At 70.8% G+C, this 21,579-nt stretch carries 19 protein-coding genes and 1 pseudogene; 12 read left to right on the top strand and 8 right to left on the bottom strand.

Features of this window, described 5'->3' with window-relative positions; translation table 11 throughout:
* Window positions 1-20: 20 nt before the first annotated feature.
* Complete coding sequence (locus ACFMQL_RS10265; protein ID WP_378785418.1) at window positions 21-449, bottom strand: DUF1772 domain-containing protein; 429 nt, start codon at window positions 447-449, stop codon at window positions 21-23.
* Between the two features lie 193 nt (window positions 450-642).
* Here ACFMQL_RS10265 and ACFMQL_RS10260 point away from each other — a divergent pair, with 193 nt between their 5' ends.
* Together ACFMQL_RS10260 and ACFMQL_RS10255 are read left to right on the top strand one after the other, a co-directional pair.
* Window positions 643-1,053: a hypothetical protein gene (locus ACFMQL_RS10260; RefSeq protein ID WP_364068123.1), complete on the top strand. Its 411-nt coding sequence runs from the start codon at window positions 643-645 to the stop codon at window positions 1,051-1,053.
* A gap of 107 nt (window positions 1,054-1,160) precedes the next feature.
* Window positions 1,161-1,640, top strand: coding sequence for a phospholipase (locus tag ACFMQL_RS10255; RefSeq protein WP_378785416.1), 480 nt, complete (start codon window positions 1,161-1,163; stop codon window positions 1,638-1,640).
* Window positions 1,641-1,815: 175 nt separating this feature from the next.
* Here ACFMQL_RS10255 and ACFMQL_RS10250 read toward each other — a convergent pair whose 3' ends face one another.
* Window positions 1,816-2,877, bottom strand: coding sequence for a glycoside hydrolase family 19 protein (locus ACFMQL_RS10250; RefSeq protein WP_364068121.1), 1,062 nt, complete (start codon window positions 2,875-2,877; stop codon window positions 1,816-1,818).
* Window positions 2,878-2,953: 76 nt separating this feature from the next.
* The gene (locus tag ACFMQL_RS10245; protein WP_378785414.1) at window positions 2,954-3,394 is read right to left on the bottom strand and encodes a DNA-binding protein; all 441 of its coding nucleotides are present in this window, start codon (window positions 3,392-3,394) and stop codon (window positions 2,954-2,956) included.
* 237 nt (window positions 3,395-3,631) lie between these two features.
* On the opposite strand from ACFMQL_RS10245, the gene ACFMQL_RS10240 reads away from it, so the two are divergent.
* The gene (locus tag ACFMQL_RS10240) at window positions 3,632-4,981 is read left to right on the top strand and encodes an ATP-binding protein (protein WP_364068119.1); all 1,350 of its coding nucleotides are present in this window, start codon (window positions 3,632-3,634) and stop codon (window positions 4,979-4,981) included.
* Window positions 4,978-5,610: an RloB family protein gene (locus ACFMQL_RS10235; RefSeq protein WP_378785412.1), complete on the top strand. Its 633-nt coding sequence runs from the start codon at window positions 4,978-4,980 to the stop codon at window positions 5,608-5,610. The genes ACFMQL_RS10240 and ACFMQL_RS10235 overlap by 4 nt, the downstream gene beginning before the upstream one ends.
* Window positions 5,611-5,616: 6 nt before the next feature.
* Here ACFMQL_RS10235 and ACFMQL_RS10230 read toward each other — a convergent pair.
* Together ACFMQL_RS10230 and ACFMQL_RS10225 are read right to left on the bottom strand one after the other, a co-directional pair.
* Window positions 5,617-5,712, bottom strand: a pseudogene (locus tag ACFMQL_RS10230) (MerR family transcriptional regulator); the annotation flags it as partial.
* An 18-nt stretch (window positions 5,713-5,730) separates the two neighbouring features.
* A complete protein-coding gene (locus ACFMQL_RS10225; protein ID WP_364068118.1) occupies window positions 5,731-6,633 on the bottom strand; it encodes a diacylglycerol kinase family protein in 903 nt (300 codons plus the stop codon).
* A gap of 626 nt (window positions 6,634-7,259) precedes the next feature.
* Between ACFMQL_RS10225 and ACFMQL_RS10220 the strand changes: the two genes are divergently transcribed.
* From ACFMQL_RS10220 to ACFMQL_RS10200, 5 genes are read left to right on the top strand one after another with little or no spacing between them, the layout of a single operon-like run.
* Complete coding sequence (locus tag ACFMQL_RS10220) at window positions 7,260-7,961, top strand: S1C family serine protease (protein WP_378785410.1); 702 nt, start codon at window positions 7,260-7,262, stop codon at window positions 7,959-7,961.
* A 14-nt stretch (window positions 7,962-7,975) separates the two neighbouring features.
* Window positions 7,976-8,962: a MoxR family ATPase gene (locus ACFMQL_RS10215; RefSeq protein ID WP_364068116.1), complete on the top strand. Its 987-nt coding sequence runs from the start codon at window positions 7,976-7,978 to the stop codon at window positions 8,960-8,962.
* Between the two features lie 6 nt (window positions 8,963-8,968).
* A complete protein-coding gene (locus tag ACFMQL_RS10210) occupies window positions 8,969-9,859 on the top strand; it encodes a DUF58 domain-containing protein (RefSeq protein WP_364068115.1) in 891 nt (296 codons plus the stop codon).
* A gap of 34 nt (window positions 9,860-9,893) precedes the next feature.
* A complete protein-coding gene (locus tag ACFMQL_RS10205; RefSeq protein WP_364068114.1) occupies window positions 9,894-10,856 on the top strand; it encodes a VWA domain-containing protein in 963 nt (320 codons plus the stop codon).
* A gap of 37 nt (window positions 10,857-10,893) precedes the next feature.
* A complete protein-coding gene (locus tag ACFMQL_RS10200) occupies window positions 10,894-11,946 on the top strand; it encodes a VWA domain-containing protein (protein ID WP_378785407.1) in 1,053 nt (350 codons plus the stop codon).
* 22 nt (window positions 11,947-11,968) lie between these two features.
* Here the strand turns inward: ACFMQL_RS10200 and ACFMQL_RS10195 are convergent, their stop codons facing one another.
* Window positions 11,969-12,361: an RNA-binding S4 domain-containing protein gene (locus ACFMQL_RS10195; protein WP_378785405.1), complete on the bottom strand. Its 393-nt coding sequence runs from the start codon at window positions 12,359-12,361 to the stop codon at window positions 11,969-11,971.
* Between the two features lie 41 nt (window positions 12,362-12,402).
* The gene (locus ACFMQL_RS10190) at window positions 12,403-13,881 is read right to left on the bottom strand and encodes an aromatic amino acid ammonia-lyase (RefSeq protein ID WP_364068111.1); all 1,479 of its coding nucleotides are present in this window, start codon (window positions 13,879-13,881) and stop codon (window positions 12,403-12,405) included.
* Window positions 13,882-13,943: 62 nt separating this feature from the next.
* On the opposite strand from ACFMQL_RS10190, the gene ACFMQL_RS10185 reads away from it, so the two are divergent.
* The 3 genes from ACFMQL_RS10185 (at window position 13,944) to ACFMQL_RS10175 (ending at window position 20,686) form a co-directional block, all read left to right on the top strand.
* Window positions 13,944-15,494 (top strand): NAD(P)-binding domain-containing protein, encoded by a 1,551-nt coding sequence (locus ACFMQL_RS10185; protein ID WP_378785404.1) that lies wholly within the window; start codon window positions 13,944-13,946, stop codon window positions 15,492-15,494.
* Window positions 15,484-16,926 carry a class I adenylate-forming enzyme family protein gene (locus tag ACFMQL_RS10180; RefSeq protein WP_378785403.1) on the top strand — a complete coding sequence of 481 codons (1,443 nt, stop codon included), beginning with the start codon at window positions 15,484-15,486 and terminating at the stop codon, window positions 16,924-16,926. Before ACFMQL_RS10185 ends, ACFMQL_RS10180 begins: the two co-directional genes overlap by 11 nt.
* A gap of 424 nt (window positions 16,927-17,350) precedes the next feature.
* Entirely contained in the window at window positions 17,351-20,686 is a 3,336-nt protein-coding gene (locus ACFMQL_RS10175) for a GH92 family glycosyl hydrolase (protein WP_364068108.1), read from the top strand.
* Between the two features lie 52 nt (window positions 20,687-20,738).
* Here the strand turns inward: ACFMQL_RS10175 and ACFMQL_RS10170 are convergent, their stop codons facing one another.
* The gene (locus ACFMQL_RS10170; protein WP_364068107.1) at window positions 20,739-21,419 is read right to left on the bottom strand and encodes a hypothetical protein; all 681 of its coding nucleotides are present in this window, start codon (window positions 21,417-21,419) and stop codon (window positions 20,739-20,741) included.
* Window positions 21,420-21,579 lie beyond the last annotated feature (160 nt).

Raw genomic sequence — 21,579 nt, 5'->3', positions numbered from 1 at the left:
CCTCGCGGGTGGTGCCGGCGTCAGAGCGCGGTCAGGCCGATACCGGTCAGGACGAGGCTCACCGCGCAGGCCACGGTCCTGATCGTGTTCCAGCGCGTCCAGCGCGGCGCGTACTTCTGGTACGGCATCGTGCCCGCGTCCAAGGCGTTGTTCATCGGTACGTTGATCGCCACGGTGACCAGGAACGAGCCGACGCCGTTGACCACCGCCGCGGCGTAGAACCAGACGGACCCGGTGACGATCCCGGTCACCAAAGCCGCCAGCGGCGAGCCCATGAACACGATGAACAGCCACGGGTTGAGGATCTTGCGGTTGATACTGCGCATCGCCGCCCCCGCGTGGGCCGGGTCGATGGCGTTCAGGCCCGGCATGACGGACATGGAGAAGGCGTAGAAGAGACCCATGAGGGCGCCGTGCAGCAGGAGGGTGACGAGAGCCAGAACCAGCATGCCTTCATGGTGACGGCCATACAGTGAGACGGTCCATGGTCATTACGCTCATCTGCATAAGTGAGCGTCTCAACATCGGAGTGTGACGGCCGTCACGGTCGTTGTGCGTATTCGTCCACAGTTGATCGGGGTGAAGCTCCGTACTGTCCCTGTCATCAAGCGGAACACACCGAATGACGGGGAGGAACCCGAAATGCGGAAGACCTTGGCGATCGCCGCCCTTGCCGGTTCGATGGCCGTTACCGGCCTGGCGATCAGCAGTCCGGCGCAGGCCGCTTCGGCCACGACCGCGAGCACCGCTCACTCTGCAACGGTCACGTGGGGGAAGTTCTTCTCCAGCGACTACAAGGCGTACACGTTCGGTGAGACGTGGAAGTCGCACGGCAAGGTGTTCACGAAGTGGTACGGCGTGGACAAGCGCGGTGGTAAGAAGGGCTGGGTCTGGTTCGAGGTGTACCGGAACGGCCGTTGGGTGAAGTTCAACAAGGCGTGGGACGGCAAGGTCGTCGGCACGTGGAGCGGCCGGGGGATCCAGAAGGTGTACACGTTCACCTGCTGGGCCGGGAAGTTCGACAACTGCGGCAAGAAGTACCGCATCTACTGAGAATCATGAGCGGAACTTGGGGAGAACCGCCGCGTGTCTCCCCGTGCCGCGACGGGTGATCAGGTGACGCTTGCCTGGACAGGTTCCGGCACGACAGGCAGGCTCTCATGCTCGGACGATCCTTCGCCGCTCTCGCCATGACCACCGCCGTCCTGGCGTACCCGGCTCCGGCGTACGCCGTGACGCTGGAGCAGAAGCTGGCCGCGCTCGCCGCGTTCACCCAGCCCACCGACGAAAGCGCCGCCGCCTGGCGGAGCGCCTGGGCCGATCAGGCGTCATGGGCCGCGTACGCCTTCGACTGGTCCACCGACCAGTGCTCGGCGAGCCCCGACAAGCCGCTCGGCTTCGACTTCACGATGCCCTGCACGCGGCACGACTTCGGCTACCGCAACTACAAGGCGGTGAGCCGGTTCGACGAGAACAAGGCCCACGTGGACGACGCTTTCCTGCATGACATGCGCCAGGTGTGCGCGGGTCACCAAGGGGCGCGCAGGAGAGTGTGCGACCGCCTGGCCTGGTCGTACTACCAGGCGGTGCGCAGGGTCGGCGCGCTGGTGTCGGGGGATCGGCTCGCCGGCTTCATGTGACGGGCCCGTCCCGAACTGCGGACCGGACGGAGCCGACGGGGCCGGACGGAGTCAGCCGGACTGTACGGAGCGCCGGCAGGGCCGGACGGGACATGGGACGGCCCGCCACACGGGGGCGGGCGGGCCGTCCAGGAAGGGACCGCCGCTCGGTAAGAGCGGGCTGTCCGGGGAGGCATCAGCAGGACAGGTTGCCGCCCGGGGAGACGCCGAGCATCTGGGTGAAGCGCTGGTAGGTGGTGATCCGGCTCTGCACCTGGGCCGGGTTGCCGCCGTTGCACTCCACGCCGCCGTTGATGCTGCGGATGGTCTCGCCGAAGCCGTGCCCGCCCACGATCGCGTTGTGCGGGGTCATGATGCCGGGGCCGGTCTGGGTCATCCAGTACCACACGGCCGCCTTCCAGGCGACGGACGCGTCCTGCTCGACCAGCCACGGGTTGGTGAGCAGCGGCAGGCCGAGCGCGTCACCGGCGGCCTTGTAGTTGTAGTTCCAGCTCAGCTGCATGGGGCCGCGGCCGTAGTAGGCGGACTGGCCGGCCGGGCAGCCGTACGACTGGCGGGTGTCGCAGTAGTGGGAGTAGTTGGCGGTGTTCTGCTCCACGATGTGGACGAGGCCGCCGGTCTCGTGGCTGACGTTGGCGAGGAAGGCCGCCGCCTCCTGCTTCCTGACGGTGTCGCTGCCGGTCTCGGTGAAGGCGGGGAACGAGCTGAGCGCCGCGACGAGGCCGCTGTAGGTGTAGAAGCCGTTCCGGTTCGGGAACATCTGCTCGAACTGCGCCTGGCTCACCACGAACCCGGACGGATCGGGGTTCGGGTCGGTGGAGCCGCCGTCACAGGTGTACGGGTCCCAGTACCAGTGGCTGATCACCGGGTCGTAGCCGGGGTTCTCGTGGACGGCGATGTAGTGGTTGCCGTCGGTGTAGCGGACGATGCTGCCCACCGGGTACCACTGCCCGGCCACCCAGTTCGGGTAATTGCAGCTCGTCCCGCCCCCGCTGCTGCCGCCGGTGCAGGAGCCCTGGTCGGACCAGACTTCGGCGCTGCCCGGGGTCTCGCCCTGGGTCCACCACCGGGCCTGGTAGTTGCGCCCGTTGTACGACACCAGCGCCCCGCCGGTGTAGACCGCCGAGGAGCTCCAGGGGCTCGCGCAGGCGGCGGCGTTCGCCGCGCTCGGCATCAGCACCGCGAGCACCCCCGCGGCCAGGCATAACGCGGCCAGGTGGGCCAGGAGTCTACGCACGAGATCTCTCCCTCGATTTTCTTAGGAAACTTTCCTAAGAGTTAACGGACGCCCTGGCCCCGCGCAAGGCCCAAAGTCAGCCCGCGCCCTCCTCGGCGGTCGCGGTGCGTCCGGCCAGGCGCTCGTAGCGCTGTCTCGCCGCCTGCGCCGTTCCGAGGCCCAGGCCGTACGCGATCTCCTGCCAGGTCATGCCGCGTCCGCGCGCCATCCGCAGCAGCCCGGCCTCCAGCGCGTCGAGCTCGCCGCGCACCAGCGGGACGAGGGTCAGTGCGGCGGTGATGTCGGCCCTGTCCACCTCCGGCTCGCCGTCGTCGAGCTGTGCGGCCCCGCTGAGCAGGAACGTCACAAGCCTGACGGCCTCGTGCGGCGCGAGCGCCGAGGGGTGGACCTGACGGCTGCGCTGCTCGTCGGTGGCGGCGTGGCGCTCGGCGATGCGGAAGAGGGAGGCGTGGACGCGCTCGGCGCGCGCCCGTTCGGGATCCGGCGCGGCAAAGGGGTCGGTTTGCTCACTGTGCATGAACCCACGGTCCCGCGCCTCATGCAGTGTTGTCAACATAACGTTTTGAACAGACTGTTTAAGGCCTGTAGGTGTGCCCCTGCTAAGCGCCAGTCGGGCCGTCGAGGCGGGAGGTTTCTGTTAATCGGCGGTTGTCCGATTTTCTAGCCATTTGCGCACGGCCTATGGAGGCTCTGTCAGCGCGACTTCGGTCAGGCTCAATTGCTAGATTGCAGATTTCCCGCAATAATCGCGCTCATGGCGGACGGCGAGGCGGGTCAGCTCTCGATGCTTCTGGCGTTCCGGGCGGAGAATGCCTACTCGTTCTATGACGAGTTGGACTTCTCGCTTGAGGCGACGGCTCAAGCGGAGAAGGGCGTGCCGAGAGAGGTTCACTGGCACCGCAAAGGCGGCCGTCCCCTCCGGGTTCTCCCCGCGGCAGGCGTGTTCGGCGCCAACGCCTCGGGCAAGACCAACCTGCTCAAGGCGCTGCACCATCTCAGAGACCTCGTGCTGTTCTCGTTTCGGTCCGGTGACCCGTCTGGGGGCGTTCACCGGCACAGCTTCCGGCTCGATCCCGAGGCGGCCGACAAGCCGACCCGCTACGAGATCGATCTCGTGCTCAACGGCGTCCGTCACGAGTACGGCGTCATCGTGGACAGCCGGCGCGTTCTCCAGGAGTGGGCATACCGTTATCCGCATGGCCGCGCGGCCTTGATCTTCAACCGGACACACGGCGAACAGATCGAGATACCCGCAGGAAAGCGGACGATAGGAAGGGCGATCGAGCGCATCGTCAGGCCGAACGCCCTCTTCCTGTCGGCTGCGGCAGCGGGCGAGCATCCGGATCTGCTTCCGCTCTACGACTGGTTCGGTCGCAACCTGAAGCTCGCGGAGGCGTCGAGCAGGCAGGCGCGATGGGCGTTCACCGCACAGCTCCTTCGCGAGGACGCGAGCCGGGAGCAGGTATTGGCGCTGCTTCGCGCCGCGGACCTCGGCATCGCGGATGTCAGGATCCGGCCACCCGACCCCAAGGTGCTCGAACGGGTCCGCCGCGCCATTCTCATCCTGGCCGGGCATGAGGACGATGCCGAGGGATTTCCGGAGATCGACCTCACTGAGCTGGGTTTAGTGCTCAGTCACCGCGGCGTGCGGGATGACGTGGACTTCAACGTGTCGGAGGAGTCGCTGGGCACTCTCGTCTGGCTCGGGATCGTGGGGCCCGTCTTCGAGGCTCTGCAGTCGGGGACCGTCCTCCTGGTCGACGAACTGGAGTCGAGTCTGCATCCCCTGCTCACGGAGCGGCTCATCGGTCTGTTCCAGGACCCGGAGGCCAACCCCCACGGTGCGCAGCTGATCTTCAGCTCCCATGCTCCGTCGCTTCTGGGCAGCACCACGCGTTCGCGGTCCCTGGGACGCGATCAGATCTGGTTCACCGAGAAGCTCGCGGATGGCCGCAGCCGTCTCTACCCCTTGTCGGATCTGTCGCCGCGCCAGGAGGAAGCCATAGGGAAGCGGTACCTTTCCGGCCGCTACGGTGCGACGCCGATCGTCAGCCACGAGGAGTTCATCGAAGTCGCTCGTCTCATAGCGGGCGGTCACCAGTGACCCGCAAACCGCGAAGCCGCTCGCAAAGGGTTCCGGCGGCGCAGAGCACCAGGCGCACCCTCTACGTGTTCACCGAAGGCACCAAGACCGAGGTGCTGTATTTGCAGCACTGGTATCGGCTCTGCAGGGAGCGCGTCATCGTGGAGATCGATGACTTCCATGGCGTTCCGCTCGACCTCGTACGCGCTGCCTGTGCTCGCAAACGAGCGGACCAGCGTGAGGCGAAACGCGGTCGTGGCAGTGCCTTCGACGAGTACTGGTGCATGTTCGATGTGGACGAGTTCCCGAACCTCCCGGAGACCTATCGGCTGGCCGCCGACAACCAGATCAACATCGCTGTCTCGAACCCGTGTGTCGAGCTGTGGTTCCTGCTCCACTTCCAGAATCAGACGGCCGCGCTCGAACGAGGCTTAGCGCAGACGCTGGCCAAGAAGCACCTGTCCTGCGAGAAGGCGCTGACCCCACGTGCGCTTGAGCAGCTGACCGACCGCTACGACGTCGCCCGTGACCGCGCGCAGAAGCTGGACACCAAACACGAGGGTGACGGCTCACCCCCGAGATCCAACCCGAGTTCGGGCGTCTGGCGACTCATCGAGAGCATCCAAGGCCACCGGGGAACAAGCGGCTGATCCGCGCGGAGCGACGATGGCGGCGTCGGAGTGGAGGCGGATCGCGCTGACGCTGAGCCCGGTACGGCGGGCCGCGTCCCCGATCGAGTAGAGCTCGTCCATGCCCGCCACTATCGGACCTCAAGTCGCTTGAGACGCGACCTCCGGCATGGACAGCCGCCAGGCGTGGGGCTCGACGGTCCAGGTGCGTTCGGCGTAGGGGCCGGTCAGCTCGCCGTCGGCGTTCACGTGCACGGCGGGACCGCTGATCCGGACCCGCGTCCCGCGCACGGCGGCCACCTCCGGCCTGTCCACGTGCCGCCCGAGCTTGAGCAGCACCCCGTACCGCAGCCGCTGCCACGGCCCCGTGGCGAACGAGACCACCACGTCGGCCTGCCCGTCCGAGGGGTGGGCGCCGGGGGTGAGGGGCGTGCCGCCGCCGATCGAGGTGCCGTTGCCGATGCCGACCATGAGGACCCTGCGCCGTCCGTCCGCGACCACCCGGCCGTCCACCTCCACCTTGAGCGGCGATCCTTTGGTACGCGCGCCCGCCACCAGGCTGCCGACCGCGTACGCGAAGCTGCGCAGCACCGGCTTGAGCGGCGTCGCCGTACGGGCGGCCTCCACGCCCACGCCGATGTGCACGGCGTTGACCACGACGCCGCCCTCGTCGTCGCGCAGCAGGTCGATCGGCCGGGGCCGGCCCAGAGCCGCCGCCCGCGCCGCCTCCTTGGGATCGAGTGGTACGCCGAGTCCGCGCGCCAGGTCGTTGCCGGTGCCGAGCGGGATCAGGCCGACGGTCCTGCTGGCCAGCTCTCCTCGCTCGGCCAGAGTGGCGACGAGGCGGTGCAGGCTGCCGTCGCCGCCCAGCACCACCGGGTCCCGGTCGGGATGCTCGTCCAGGGCCTTGGCCAGCGCATCGGGCGCGTCGAGCCGGACCTCTGCGGTGTCGGCGTGCTCGCGCAGCACGTTCACGATGTCCGAGACGACGTCGTCGGCGGCGCCGCCCGCCGCCGCGTTGACGATCGCCAGCAACCGGCGCATCGAAGCCCTCCCTCGCCGCGTCCTCCGGGGCCGACGCCTACCCCGCCCCGCGCCCCCAAACCTCCACACCCCGCCGCGGGGTGGAAGCATTGCGGTGCGGCTTCCGGCTGTCCCGGCCGGACCGGCGCCCCCGATCACCCCACCGCCGCGGCTGCGAACTTCATGGGGAGAAGAAAGGAGGGCGGAACCCGGTGGCGGGGCCGCCGCTCGGCTGCGGGCCGATCGCTGAGAAGGGGACGCAGTCCGGTGGTGGCGGCGTCGCCCGGCTGCGGGGCTTCTTGGGGAGAGGGGGCGGCGCGCGGCTGCGGGGCCAGGCGTGGAGAGGGGGAGGCGGAACGCGGGCGTGGACGGTCTGGCCTTGGTGGTCGGATACTTGGTGGTCGGATATGCGGGTGGTCGGCACTGCTACCTCCGCCGCTACAAAACCCAGACTCCCAGCCGGTTCTCATGAAGTTCTCAGGCGAAGTTTGTAGCACTTTCGCCTGAGATTTATGACTATGGGGCGATGGAGCGCGTGCCGCAGGCGGACGGCGCGGCCGAGGCTCAGGAGGCTCAGACGCACCCCGAAAGCCGAAGCCGGTAAGCGGGTCCGATGGTTCGTCGTCGGGGGTGCGGCGCTGGTCATCGTGGCGGTGCTGGCGTACGCCCTGGGCAGCATCGGCGCGGGCGGCCGGGAGGCCGCGCCGAGCCCCAGCCCGACGCCGTCACCCAGTGCCACGTTGAGCGTGTCCGACGTCTTCGAACGGGTCGGGCCGTCGGTGGTGGTCATCCAGGCGGGCAAGTCGCTCGGCACCGGAGTGATCGCGGCCGACGACGGAACGGTCCTGACCGCGTACCACGTGATCAAAGGCGCGAAGGACGTCACGCTGCGCTTCTCCGACGGCACCAAGAGCAAGGCCGCCGTCACCTCAGCGAACCCCAAGCGTGACGTCGCCACGCTCAAGCCGCAGAAGCTGCCCGAGGTCGTCGTCCCGGCGACGCTCGGCGGCGCCGTGTCCGTCGGAGCGCCCGTGATCGCGATCGGCAACCCCCTCGGCCTGACCTACAGCGTCTCGACCGGCGTCGTGTCCGGCCTGAACAGGTCCGCCGACCGCGACTCCGACGACGGCGACCTGAACGGGCTCATCCAGTTCGACGCCGCCGCCAACCCGGGCAGCTCGGGCGGCCCGCTCCTCGACTCGCGCGGCCTGGTGATCGGGATCGTCGTCTCGATCGCCGACCCGGGAGGCGACGAGGCGTTCGCCGGCATCGCGTTCGCGGTGCCGATCGGCGCGGCCCTGGGCGGCGACGACGGCGAAGGACCGCCCGGCGAAGGGCTGCAGATATGACGCGAAGGGACCCCATGACCCGACCAGAGCCGGACCAGGCCCACCCGCTCGAACAGGTGCTGTTCGAGGTCAAACGTACGATCGTCGGGCAGGACGTGCTGCTCGAACGCATGGCGGTCGCGCTCATCGCCGACGGTCACCTCCTGGTGGAGGGCGTGCCCGGCCTGGCCAAGACCCTCGCCGTACGGTCGCTGGCCGCCGCCGTCCACGGCACCTTCCAGCGCGTGCAGTTCACCCCCGACCTGGTGCCCGCCGACCTCATCGGCACCCGCGTCTACCACCAGCACTCCGGCGAGTTCAAGACGGAGCTCGGCCCGGTGTTCGCGAACCTGCTGCTCGCCGACGAGATCAACCGTGCCCCCGCCAAGGTGCAGAGCGCCCTGCTGGAGGTCATGCAGGAGCACCAGGTGACGATCGGCCGGGAGACGTTCCAGGTGCCGGAGCCGTTCCTGGTCATGGCGACGGAGAACCCGATCGAGTCGGAGGGCACGTACCCGCTGCCCGAGGCGCAGGTGGACCGGTTCATGATGAAGGTGATCGTGGACTATCCGTCGAACGCAGAGGAGCACGCGATCGTCGCGCGGGCGCTGCGCCCGCCGGAGCCGCCGCAGCCGATGCTCACCCCCGGCGACCTGATGGCCATGCGCGAACGCGCCCGCCAGGTGTACGTCGACCCGTCGATCATCGACTACGCGGTCCGCCTGGTCTCCGCCACCCGCTCGCCGGCGACCGCCGGGCTCGGCGAGCTGGAGCGGTACGTCACCCACGGCGCCAGCCCGCGTGCCTCCATCGCGCTCGTCACCGGGGCGAGGGCCCTCGCGTTCCTGCGCGGCCGCGACTACGTGCTGCCGCACGACCTGGCCGAACTGGCGCTCGACGTGCTGCGCCACCGGCTGGTCCTGTCGTACGAGGCCCTCGCCGACGACGTCGATCCCGACACGATCGTCACCAGGGTGCTCGGCGCGGTCCGCGCCCCCGACGTCGTCCTGCAGAACCGCTGAGCCGCCATGGCGACCGCCCCAGAGAAACTCCTGCTCCGCCTGGAGTGGAAGGTCGTGCGCAGGCTCGACGGCCGGCTCCAGGGGGCCCACCGCACCACGTACCGGGGGGCCGGGATCGACTTCACGGGGCTGCGCGCGTACAGCGAGGGCGACGACGCCCGCCACATCGACTGGAACGTGACCGCCCGGCTGGACGAGCCGCACCTGCGGGTCTTCACCGAGGACCGCGAGCTGACCGTGTGGCTGGTGCTGGACCGGTCGGCCTCGATGGCGGCGGGCCGCCCGGGGCGGGCCAAGCATGACGTGCTGGCCGAGCTGGCGCTGGTTCTCGCCCGGCTGTTCGGGCGCAGCGGGAACCGGGTGGGCGCGCTGCTGTACGACACGGGCATGCTGCGCGTGGTGCCACCCGGGACGACGCGCAAGCACGCGCTGCGCATCGCCGCCGAGCTGGAACGCACCGCGGAGCGCGCCGCCAAGCGGGGCGCCACGACCGACCTGGCCGCGATGCTGGACGCGGCCGGACGGCTGGCCCGCCGCCGCGCCCTCGTGCTCGTGCTGTCCGACTTCATCGGCGAGGGCGACTGGGAACGCTCGCTGCAGCGCCTGGCCCGCCGGCACGAGGTGGTCGCGCTGCGCATCGTGGACAGCGCCGACGACGTGCTGCCCGAGGCCGGGCTGATCGTGGTCGAGGACGCCGAGACCGGCGAGCAGCTCGTCGTGGACTCCGCCGATCCGCTGCTGCGGGTGCGGTTCCGCGAGGCGGTGGAGGCCCGCGACGCCGGGCTCGCGGCGGGCATGCGCCGCGCCGGGGTGCCCGTGCACCGCGTCGAGACCGACCGCGACCTGGCCGAGACGCTCGTCGAGGTGGTCGCCAAGACCAGGGACAGGCGCTCATGATCACAGGACCCATCGCCCCGGTGGAGGAGGCGTCATGACCCTGTCCTCCCCGCTGCTGCTCGTCGCCGGGCTGCTCGTGACGGCGGCGCTCGCCTGGGCGGCCGTCGTCTCGGCCCGCCGCCGCAGGGCGGCGCTGGCCGCCGCGGGTGTCGTCCTGTCAGGAGGCCGCCGTACGTCGTTCGGCGCCGGCCTCGGCACCGGCCTGACGATCGCCGGCGTCGCCGTCCTGGCGATCGCCACGGCGGGTCCCACGGCCATGGTGCCGGTGCCCCGTACGGCGGGCACCGTCATCCTCGCCATCGACGTCTCCAACAGCATGGGCGCCGACGACGTCGCACCCAACCGGCTGGCGGCGGCGCAGCGGGCGGCGCGCGCGTTCGTCGAGGCGCAGCCCGACAGCGTGGACATCGGGGTCGTCGCGTTCGAACGCGGTGCGCTCACCACCGCGCGCCCCGATCCCGACCACGCCAAGGCGCTCAAGGCCATCGACCGGCTGAAGATCTCCGGCGGCACCTCGCTGGGCGCGGCCATCGCGGTCTCGCTGACGGCGATCAGCGGCAAGCAGGTGACGATCGGCAAGGACGGCGACATACCCGACATCGGCTACTGGCCGTCGGCGACGATCGTGCTGTTCTCCGACGGCCAGAACCAGGGCCGGGACCTCGAAAAGGCCACCGAGATCGCGCAGACGGCCGGCGTACAGGTGCACACCGTCGGCGTCGGCACCACCGCGGGGGCCACGGTCAAGGTGGACGGCTACCACCTGCAGACCTCGCTGGACGAGGAGACCCTGACGCAGATCGCGCGCGCCACCGGCGGCGAGTACCACCCCGCCTCCGACGCCGCGCGGCTCGACGGCATCGCCGACTCCATCGACCTGCGGCTCACCGTCTCCGACGAGCCGCTGCCCCTCGCCGGAGGGCTCATCTGGCTCGCCATCGCGCTGCTCACCGCAGGAGCGGCGCTCACCGTGCTCCGCTCTGGACGGGTGATCTGAATGCCGCCGACATCGACATGCTCGGGGGTGATCTGACGTGACGTTCTCGTGGCCGTGGGCTCTGCTGTTCGCGCTGGTCATCCCGCTGATCTTCGCCGTGCGCTGGTGGGCGCTGCGCCGCCGCAGACGGGCCGCCGTACGTGTCACCTCGATCGCGCTCGTACGCGCCGCCGTGCCGGGACGCACCCGGTGGATCAGGAAGGTCCCGCCGGCGCTGTTCGTCGCGGGGCTCGCGCTGCTCGCGGTCGGCGCCGCCCGGCCGCAGGCGGAGGTGCCGGTGCCGCAGCGGTCGGCGACGATCCTGCTCGCCCTCGACACGTCCATGTCCATGTGCTCGACGGATGTGGAACCCAACCGCCTGACCGCCGCGAAGAAGGCCGCCGCCGAGTTCGTCGAGTCGCAGCGGGGCGGGCCGCGCATCGGGCTCGTCACGTTCTCCGGCACCTCGGGACTGCTCGTCCCGCCCACCGACGACACCGACGCGCTGATCGAGGCCCTGGACGACCTCGTCACCGGCCGCGGCACCGCCATCGGGCAGGCCATGCTCACATCGATCGACGCGATCGCCGAGGTGGACCCGTCCGTCGCGCCCACCGGCGCCACCCCGCCCGCCGGTGAGGCCGGTTACGCCGCCGCCGCGATCGTCGTGCTCACCGATGGCGCCAACACCCAGGGAGTCGATCCGCAGACCGCCGCCCAGGAGGCGGCGCTGCGCCACGTACGCGTCTTCCCGATCGGCTTCGGCACCACCACCCCCGCGCCCATGGTGTGCGACAGCTCCCAGTTCGACGGGCGCGGCTTCGGCTCATGGGGCGGCTGGGGCAGGGGCGGTTTCGACCGCGGACGCAACGTCCGCAGCATCGACGAGGCCACGCTGAAGAAGATCGCCGAGACCACCGGCGGCTCCTACCACCGCGCCGAGAACGCCGACGAGCTGCAGACCGCGCTCGGCTCCCTGCCTGCCGCGTTCACCGTGGTGCGGGAGAAGGTGGACACGGCCGCGCTGTTCGCGGCCGGGGGAGCGCTGCTCATCGGCACCGCCTTGGGGCTCTCCCTGTGGTGGAACCGGCCCCGCACGCCCGCCCGCTGAGCGCTCGCCGCACGGCGGGCGCTCAGTCGCGGCGGGCCCGCCGGCCGAGCAGCCGCTCGATGTCGCGGCGCTCGCGCTTGGTGGGGCGGCCCGCGCCACGCGCGCGTACGGCGACCGGCACGATCTCCTCGCGGGGCGGCGGCGGAGGGCTCTTGTCGACGTAGCACTCGGCGGCCACGGCGGCGCCCACCCGCTTGTTGATGATCTTGGAGACGACGACGATCCGCTCGCGCCCCTCGTGGCGCAGCCGCACCTCGTCGCCGGGGCGGACGGCGTGGGCGGGCTTGACGCGTACGCCGTTGACCCGCACGTGACCGCCCCGGCAGGCGTCGGCCGCCATCGACCTGGTCTTGATCAGGCGTACCGCCCAGATCCAGCTGTCCACGCGCGCACTCGGCTGCTGCTCACCTGCCACGCCGTCACTCTACTGACCCGAGGCCCTGCTGACTCGCCGCCCTACTGACTCACCCCGGTGAGCAGATCCGCGGCCGTGCGGACGTCCTCGTCCAGCGGCCGGTCCGGGTCGATCGGCGGGATCGCCTCGGCCAGCGCGTCGAGCAGCTCCGCGCAGGCCGGGGCGGTGGGCCGGCGCGCGCCGACGTGCGCCGCCTGCCGCAGCCCCACGGCCAGCGAGCCGCACAGCAGCCGCAGCAGCCCCGCCATGTCGTACGCCCGCAGCGCCGCCTGCGTCCCGAACGGCACCACGTCCTGGTTGTGCAGGTTCGTGGGCAGGCTCTGCATCCCCGCCGGCACCGCCGCGCGCCGCAGCTCGGCGACGAACGCCGTCGTGGCGAGCTGCACGCCCTGCATGCCGTGCTGCCGGCCGGGCCCGGCGGCCAGCATCGGCGGCAGCCCGCCGTTGCGCCCCGGATCGACGAGCAGATCGAGCTGCCGCTCGGCGAGGTTGCCGAGCTGCGCGATCACCATCGCCAGCACGTCGGATGCGAACGCGGCCGGCTGGCCGAAGAAGTTGCCGCCGTGCACCACGAGGTCGTCCTCAGGGAAGAACAGCGGGTTGTCGCTGACGCTCGCGAGGTCGGCCGCGACGACGCCGTCCACGTACCGCAGCGCGTCCTCGGCCGCGCCCAGGAGCTGCGGCGAGCAGCGGATGCTGTACGGCTCCTGCAGCGCCCGCGTCCCCGAAGGCCGTGTCCCCGACAGCGTCTTGCGCATGCCGCCGGCGACGTCCGCCGCGCCGCGATGCCCGTACGCGGCGAGCAGGCGGGCATCGAGGAACTGCGGATCGCAGCCGAGCAGGTCGGCCAGCAGGCAGGTGAGCGTCTGCACGGCCCGGTGCGAGGCGCGCACGCTGTCCAGGGCGAGCGCGGTCGCGGCGGTGGTGAGCGAGGTGCCGTTGACGAGGGCCAGCGCGTCCCGCCCGTCGAGCGAGAGCGGCTTCAGCCCGGCCGCGTCCAGCGCGTCGGCGGCGGGCATGCGCCGCCCGTCCACGTACGCGTGACCACGGCCGCGCAGCGCCTGGGCGGCGTAGGCCAGCGGGATGAGGTCGCCGCTCGCGCCCACCGAGCCGTAGCGGGGGACCGCCGGGACGAACGTCGTGCCGAACATCGCCGCGAGCCCGTCCACCACGTGCGCCGACACCCCGGACAGGCCCTGGGCCAGCGACCACACGCGGACCAGCAGCGCCGCCCTGGCCACCTCCAGCGGCAGGTCGGGGCCCTGACCCGCGCCGAGATGGGCGAGCGTGTTGTCGCACTGGTCGGCCTCATCCTCCCGGCCGGCGAAGCCGACGAGCGCCCCGAAACCGGTGGTCGCGCCGTACACCGGGCGATCCTCCTCGCTCAGCACCTCGCGCAGGTAGCCGCGGCCGCGCTCGACGCGGCCGCGCACGCTCGGATCGACGAGAACGGACACGGGAGCCGCGGCGCGGCGGAGATCGGCGGGACACAGCGGAGCGGTGAGTTCGATGTCGCGCATGACCGGACGATAGGGCGGTGATTCTCAGAATCCTCTGAGAATTCGTCCCTAGCTTCCAGATCATGGCGCATGACTACGTGATCATCGGAGCCGGACCGGCCGGGCTGCAGCTCGCCGCACTTCTCGAACGCCACGGTCATGACTACGTCGTCCTCGAACGCGGGTCGGGGCCGGGCACCTTCTTCACCCGCTTCCCGCGGCACCGCCAGCTCATCTCCATCAACAAGGTGCACACCGGGTACGCCGACCCGGAGCTGCGGCTGCGCATGGACTGGAACTCGCTGCTGAGCGACGATCCCGACCTGCTGTTCACCCGCTACAGCGAGGAGTACTTCCCGCAGGCCGACGACCTCGTGCGCTATCTCGCCGACTACGCCGAACGGACCGGGGTGCGCGCCGAGTACGGCGTGGACGTCGTGCGGATCGGCCGCGACGACGACGGCTTCCGCATCCTCGACGCCTCGGGCCGCACCTGGCGGGGCCGCCGGCTCATCATGGCCACCGGCGTCTCCCGCCTGTACGTCCCGCCGATCCCCGGCATCGAGCACGCCGAGCGCTACGACACGTTCGACACCGACCCCGCCTCCTTCACCGGCCAGCGGGTGCTCGTCATCGGCAAGGGCAACTCCGGCTTCGAGACCGCCGACGCGCTCGTGGCCAAGGCCGCCGTCATCCACGTCGCCGGGCCGCACTCGATCAGGATGGCCTGGCAGTCCCACTACGTCGGCCACCTGCGCGCGGTCAACAACAACTTCCTCGACACCTACCAGCTCAAGTCGCAGAACTCGGTGCTCGACGGCACGGTGGAGAGCATCGAGCCGCGCCCCGAGGGCGGCTACCGCGTCATCTTCCGCTACGCCCGCACCGTGGAGGCGCTGCGCGAGCTGCGCTACGACCGGGTGATCGCGTGCACCGGCTTCCGGTTCGACGCCTCGGTGTTCGACGACTCCTGCCGGCCCGCGCTCGTCGTCAACGACCGCTTCCCCGAGCAGACCTCCGCGTACGAGTCCGTCAACGTCCCCGACCTGTACTTCGCCGGCACGCTCACCCAGCAGCGCGACTTCAAGAAGGGCACCAGCGGCTTCATCCACGGCTTCAGGTACGGCGTGCGCGCCCTGCACCGCATCCTCACCACCCGCTACCACGGCGGCTCCTGGCCGGCGAACGAGATCGAGCCCAGCCCCGAGGCGGTCAGCGACGCGATCATCGAGCGGGTCAACAGGTCGTCGGCGCTGTGGCAGCAGTTCTCCGTGCTCGGGGACGTCGTCACCGTCAACGGCGGGGCCCTCTACCAGGAGGAGGTGCCGGTGGCGTACGTCGCCGACGGCGGGCTCGGCCCGGCCAGGCACCGGTTCGTCGTCACCCTCGAATACGGCCCCGGCCACGACACCACGGACCCGTTCGACATCTCGGTCCCGCGCGTCAAGGAGAACGACTGGGAGCACGCCCAGGACTCCAGCTACCTGCACCCGGTGGTGCGCTACTACCGCGACGGCGAGCTGAACGCCGTACACCACCTGGCCGAGAACCTGGAGAACGAGTGGGACCTGCCGGTGGTGCACCGCCAGCCGCTGACCGCCTTCGCCAAGGAATGCCTGGCCGATGCCGGTTGATCCGTACCCCCGTCCCGTCCTCGACCTGCTGGCCGCCGCCGGCGACCGCCCCGTGTTCGAGCACGGGGACCGGGCGGTCACCGGCGCGCGGCTGCTCGGCATGGTCCGCCGGTGCGCGGCCGGGCTGCGCGCCGCCGGCGTCGGCCCCGGTGACGGGCTGGCGCTGCTGCTCGGCATCTCGCCCGAGGCGTTCGCCGCGATCATCGCCGGGTATGTCGTGGGCGCCCGCGTCGTCGGCGTCCGTCCCGGACTGCCCGACGCCCAGCTCCGCCACCTGCTGAGCCAGGACATCACCGCCGCCGTGACCGACGGGGAGCCGGGCCCCGGCGACCTGCGCCTGGACGACCTGCTGTCGGCGCCCGACGACGGCGGGCCACTCGTACTGTCCGGCCGTCATGACGACGTCGCCAGGATCGTCCATACCAGCGGCAGCACCGGCACGCCCAAGGCGTGCGCGCAGACGTACGCCGCCATGAACGCCGCCTGGACCGCCCGCCCCGAGTCGTGGCCGCCCGCGATCAGGGAGCTGGCCTCCCGGCTCCAGCGCTATCTCGTGTTCGGCACGCTGAGCAGCCAGGTCATGATGGAGTACGGCATACTCACGCTCGCCGCAGGCGGCACCCTCGTCGCCGCCGAGGCGCCGTCGCTGCCCGAGGCGATCGTCAAGCACCGGGCCAGCGCCGGCGTCATCACCGTGCCCCGCCTGTACAAGCTGGTGGCCGCCCAGCGCGCCACCCCGGCCGACCTGAGCAGCCTGCGCGCGCTCATGGTGTCCGGCTCGCCGGTCCAGGCCGCCCGGCTGCGCGAGGCCCGCGAGGTGCTCGGCCCGGTCGTGTTCCACGGCTACGGGCAGACCGAGACCGGCACGATCTCCATGGCCACCCCCGACGACCCGCCCCCGTCGCTCGGCGTCCCGCCCGACGTGATCGACATCTCGATCAGGGACGCCTCCGGCGCCCCCGTGCCGCCCGGCCAGGACGGCGAGCTGTACGTCCGCACCCCGTCCCAGGCCGTCGGCTACTGGGGCGACCCCGAGGAGACGGCGCGGGTCTTCGTGGACGGCTGGGTGCGCACCCGCGACCTCGGCCACTTCGACGCCGACGGCCGCCTCCACCTGATCGGCCGCACCAGGGACGTCATCATCGTCAACGCCGAGCTGCACTACGCGGGCCCCATCGAGCGCGCCCTGGCCGCCTCGCCCGACCTCGCCGAGGCGTACGTGATCGGCGCGCCCGACGAGGACACCGGCGAGGCCGTGCACGCCTTCGTCGTCCCCGCACCCGGCCGCATCCCCGACTTCGACGCCCTGCGCCACCTGGTCAGGGAGCGGCTCGGGGCCGCCTGCGTGCCCGCCACGATCACGGTCATCGACGAGGTGCCCGCAGGCCCGAACGGCAAGCCGGACAAGCGCCTGCTGAAAGCCCCCGGTTAGCCGGGACGGCTCCTGCCCGCCGTGCGTGCCGCCGGGCTTCCGCCTCCACCGCACGGGCAGCCCGGCCCTGCCTCCACCGCACGGGCAGCCCGGCCCTGCCTCCCCGCACGGGCAGCCCGGCCCTGCCTCCCCCGCGCACGCTCGGCTCGGTGGGGGAAGGCCCCCTTTTCCCTCGAGGCCGTGCACCCTTGGCGGCGGGTGAGGTTGTGGACGGACGTGCCTCGACAGGTCCTGCCTTCTCCCCTCCTGAAAAGGCCGTGCACGCACGGCGGCGGGAGGGGCTGTGGACGGTGGGATGACTCGCCTTGACAGACCCCGGTCGGGATCGTTTAGTGGTCCCTAGGTTGACAACGTTGTCTACGGGCGGACCCGCCGACCGCGGCAGTGCGGGCCCGCAGCAACGCGAGCCCCTCATGGAGGAGCCTTGTCCCGTTCAGCATGGGTGGCGGCCTTAGCCGCCGCCGTCACACTCCCCAGCCTCTCCTTACCCGCCCAGGCCGCAGCCCCGCCGGCCGACCTCGCCGCGTACGTCAACCCGTTCATGGGCACCCAGGACGGCGGCCCCGACTTCGGGCACGGCGGCGGCGCGGGGATGAACTTCCCCGGCGCGGCCCTGCCGTTCGGCATGATGCAGTGGAGCCCCGACACCGTCCGCGCCTCGGGCGGCGGCTACAAGTACGAGGACAACCGCCTGCGCGGCCTGTCGCTCACCCACATCTCCGGCCCCGGCTGCACCGGCGCCCAGGACTTCCCGGTGCTCCCCATCTCGGGCACCGTCGAGAGCTCCCCCGCCACGGACTTCGACGACTACGTCCAGACGTTCAAGCACGAGAACGAGAGCGCCTCGCCCGGCTATTACGGGGTCACTTTAGACAGCGGTGTCAAAGCCGAGGTCACCGCCACGACCAGGGCGGGCGTCGGCCGCTTCACCGGTCCCGCGGGCCAGCCGCTCACCCTGCTGCTCAACGTCAGCGGCTCCGTCAACGGCGTGGACGACGCCGAGGCCACGATCAGCCGCGACGGTGGTCTCACCGTGAGCGGCTGGGCCAAGACGGGCGGCTTCTGCGGCGCGCAGAGCCGGTACTACGTCTACTTCCACGCCACCTTCGATAAGCCGGTACGCGCGTTCGGCACCTGGCGCGACGGCTCGGTTGTGCCCGGCGAGCTGCGGGTGAAGGGCCGTTCCGGCGCTAAAGTGCCGCCCGCGGTGAAGCCGCACGGCCTGGCCGGCGTCACGACCGCCCCCGCCGAGAAGCGGGAGCCCGCCGCCGGGAAGGGGGAGCCCGCCGCCGGGGAGGGGAGGCCCGCCGTACAGCCGAGCCCGCCCGCCGAACAGCGGCAGGCCAGGCAGGCCGCGCGTGACGTGATCGTCAAGGGCCCGGGCATCGGGGTGTATCTCCAGTTCGACCCGCAGACGCCGGTGCAGATGCGCGTCGGCCTGTCGTACGTCAGCATCGACGGCGCGAAGCGCAACCTGCGCGCCGAGGTCGGCTCTCAGGGCTTCGACCGCATCGCCGGGAACGCCAGGCGCGTCTGGAACGAGCGCCTCGGCCAGATCAAGGTGACCGGCGGCGACGAGAGCAGGAAGCGCACGTTCTACAGCAACCTGTACCACGCGCTGCTCCAGCCGTACGTCTTCGACGACGTGGACGGCACCTACACCGGCTTCGACTACCGCACACACCAGGTCAGGCGCGGACACCACCACTACGCGACGTTCTCCGGTTGGGACGTCTACCGCAGCCAGATGCAGCTCATCGCGCTGCTCGCGCCCGACGTGGCGAGCGACATCGCCCAGTCCATGTACGAGAACGCGCACGCCATCGGCGACGTCTGGGACCGCTGGTCGCACCAGAACACGATCACCGGCGTCATGAACGGCGACCCGTACCACTCGATCATCTCCAGCATCCACGCCTTCGGCGCGCGCGACTTCGATGCCAAGGGCGCGCTGGCCGCGATGGTCAAGGGCGCGGAGCGCATCGGCGCCGACCCGGCCACCGGCTACACGGAACGGCCGGGCAACGCCTCGTACCTGAAGAACGGCTACGTCCCCACGGACCCCTCGACCACGCTCGAATACGCCATCGCCGACTTCGGCATCGCCCAGCTCGCCGAGCGGCTCGGCGACACGAAGACGCGCGATGCGTTCATGCGGCGCGCCCAGTCCTGGCAGAACACCTACAACCCGGCCAACGCCTGGATCCAGCCGCGCTTCGGCGACGGCTCGTTCACGCCGGACTTCGACCCGGCCAGCCCGTCCATGTACGTGGAGGGCAACGGCGCCCAGTACCACTGGATGGTGCCGCACAACCCGCGCGGGCTGTTCGACGCCATGGGCGGGGTCGACAAGGCGATCGCGCGGCTGGATGAGTTCTTCGCCGAGCTGAACGCCGGGCCCAACAAGCCGCACGCCTACCTGGGCAACGAGCCGTCGCTGCTCAGCCCGTGGCTGTACGTGTGGGCGGGTCAGCCGTACAAGACGCAGGATCTGGTGGCGCGGGCCAGGAACGAGCTGTTCAAGCCCACGCCGGACGGCCTGACCGGGAACGACGACCTGGGCACGATGGGCGCCTGGTACGTCTGGGCATCGATGGGGATTTATCCCGCCATCCCGGGGCGTGCGGAGCTGATCCTCCACAGCCCCGCGTTCGAGAAGATCACCGTCACCCGCTCCAACGGCAAGACGATCACCATCAACGCCCCCGGCGCCTCCGACACCAACCGCTACATCCAGGCGGTCAAGGTCAACGGCAAGGCGACGGACCGGGCGTGGCTGCCCGAAGGGTTCACCAGCGGCAGGCTCGACTTCGCGCTCGGCTCCCGGCCCGACACCTCGTTCGGTGCGGAGGAGCCGCCGCCGAGCTTCCAGGCGGGCATGAAGCCGTACCTGGTGAGCCTCGACCCCGGCGCGTCCCCCGTCGAACCCGGCGGAACCGTCACCGCCACGCTCACCGTCCAGGCCGTCGGCGAGGGCGGCACGCTCACCTGGACCGCCGAGCCGCCCACCGGCGTCACCGTGACCCCGGAGAGCGGCACCCTCGACGTCCCCGCCAACGGCAAGGCCACCGCCGAGATCACCCTCGCCACCGCCGCCGATCTGCCGACCGGCTTCACCACCGTGCCCGTCGAGCTCGACGCGGACGGCGTCACCGCCGCGGTCAAGCTCAACGTCGCCGAGCGCGGCACCATCGAGTGGCACCAGAACAACGCCGGCATCGGCGACGACGAGCAGGCCGGCCTGGCCAACTTCGACGGCATCGGCTGGAGCTACAGCGCCCAGGCGCTCGCCGCCGCCGGCGCCCGCCCCGGCGCCGAGCTCACCTGGAAGGGCCACACGTTCACCTGGCCCGACCGGGCGCCGGGGGAGTGGGACAACGTCCAGGCCACCGGCCAGACCATCGACGTCTCCGCCCCCGAAGGCGCCACCACCCTCGCCTTCCTCGGCGCCGGCGCCTCCGGCGACATCGAGACCGACATCACCATCACGTACACCGACGGCTCGACCCAGCAGGCCCGGGTGGGCTTCAGCGACTGGGCGCTCGCCCGCGACGCCTACCCGCCCCGCTTCGGCAACGAGATCGTCCTGCGCACGCCGTACCGGCTGGACGGCGGTGGCGGCCGCCAGGACATCAACGTGTACGTCTTCGCCACGACCCCGATCGAGCTCGACCCCGGCAAACAGGTCAAGTCCCTGACCCTGCCCGCACCGGCGACCGCGGCCACGGCGCACATCTTCGCCTGGTCCTTCGGCACGTGACATGGTGAGGTGGGTGAGGACCGGCGTGCCCTCACCCACCTCATAGAGGGCGTCAGTTCTGGCGGTGGTCGGTGGAGGCCAGGTAGGCCGGGCTGAGGCCGACCGCCGGTTCGGGCTCCCAGAAGACGGTGTCGGGCCACGGGGCGATGCGGTGGTCCATGACCCGGTGGATCTGGACGGGGGTGCGGATCTCGACGGCGTGCGGCGGGATCGCCGCGTCCGAGAAGGCGTACGGGGAGGAGGGCCGGTCGGGCCCGAGGCCGCGAGGGTACGACTCGGCGGTGTTCACGTGCCACACGCTGGCCCGCAAGGACAGCGAGTCGACCAGCCACAGCTCGTAGTCGTCCCGGTTGTCGGCCAGGTGGTTGATGTAGCTGGTGAGCACGGTCTGCGCGACCGTCTCGGCCCGGTCCGCCAGCGTCATTCCACTGGATTCATCGCTGGGCGCCGGATACCAGCCCTTGGCATGCCGGTCGGTGTATTCAATGAGATAAGCGAATTCCTGGCGCGCTTCAGGCTCCTCCGACGCGCCGAGCTGCTCGGCCGCCTCTGCCGACAGCCGCGCCCACGCGGCGATGCCGGCGTACAGCGCGGCCTGGTGGTTCGTGTACGGAGCCCCGTCCTCGCGCACGGCATTCTCGTCGAGACGCGGCATGTTCAGCAGGGCCGCAACCTGGTGAAGCTCGCGGGGGGAGATCAGGCGGTCCCGCGCGTCGGTGAGATCTTTCGTCACGGCCTTCAGTTTGCTGGCTCGTCAAAAGTGCGGCCCAGCGAAACCCCAAAAGATCTTCGAAAGAGCCCGTGTGCCGTAGTGTTCTATCGCGCTACGAAGGTGAATGGCGTATATTTCCGGACTTGTAAGGCTGTGCTATGCGCCGTCCAGGTTCGTGGGC

The sequence above is a fragment of the Nonomuraea fastidiosa genome, assembly GCF_042751225.1.
Taxonomy (GTDB): Bacteria; Actinomycetota; Actinomycetes; order Streptosporangiales; family Streptosporangiaceae; genus Nonomuraea; species Nonomuraea fastidiosa.
This window is presented reverse-complemented; position numbering and strand designations above follow the sequence as displayed.

What these genes read in the sequence shown, in the direction of transcription:
- ACFMQL_RS10190 (WP_364068111.1), bottom strand. Translation starts at nt 13,881, where the DNA reads ATGCGCGACATCGAACTCACCGCTCCGCTGTGTCCCGCCGATCTCCGC.
- ACFMQL_RS10245 (WP_378785414.1), bottom strand. Translation starts at nt 3,394, where the DNA reads ATGCACAGTGAGCAAACCGACCCCTTTGCCGCGCCGGATCCCGAACGG.
- ACFMQL_RS10210 (WP_364068115.1), top strand. Translation starts at nt 8,969, where the DNA reads ATGGCGACCGCCCCAGAGAAACTCCTGCTCCGCCTGGAGTGGAAGGTC.
- ACFMQL_RS10240 (WP_364068119.1), top strand. Translation starts at nt 3,632, where the DNA reads ATGGCGGACGGCGAGGCGGGTCAGCTCTCGATGCTTCTGGCGTTCCGG.
- ACFMQL_RS10185 (WP_378785404.1), top strand. Translation starts at nt 13,944, where the DNA reads ATGGCGCATGACTACGTGATCATCGGAGCCGGACCGGCCGGGCTGCAG.
- ACFMQL_RS10215 (WP_364068116.1), top strand. Translation starts at nt 7,976, where the DNA reads ATGACCCGACCAGAGCCGGACCAGGCCCACCCGCTCGAACAGGTGCTG.
- ACFMQL_RS10260 (WP_364068123.1), top strand. Translation starts at nt 643, where the DNA reads ATGCGGAAGACCTTGGCGATCGCCGCCCTTGCCGGTTCGATGGCCGTT.
- ACFMQL_RS10205 (WP_364068114.1), top strand. Translation starts at nt 9,894, where the DNA reads ATGACCCTGTCCTCCCCGCTGCTGCTCGTCGCCGGGCTGCTCGTGACG.
- ACFMQL_RS10265 (WP_378785418.1), bottom strand. Translation starts at nt 449, where the DNA reads ATGCTGGTTCTGGCTCTCGTCACCCTCCTGCTGCACGGCGCCCTCATG.
- ACFMQL_RS10255 (WP_378785416.1), top strand. Translation starts at nt 1,161, where the DNA reads ATGCTCGGACGATCCTTCGCCGCTCTCGCCATGACCACCGCCGTCCTG.
- ACFMQL_RS10225 (WP_364068118.1), bottom strand. Translation starts at nt 6,633, where the DNA reads ATGCGCCGGTTGCTGGCGATCGTCAACGCGGCGGCGGGCGGCGCCGCC.
- ACFMQL_RS10180 (WP_378785403.1), top strand. Translation starts at nt 15,484, where the DNA reads ATGCCGGTTGATCCGTACCCCCGTCCCGTCCTCGACCTGCTGGCCGCC.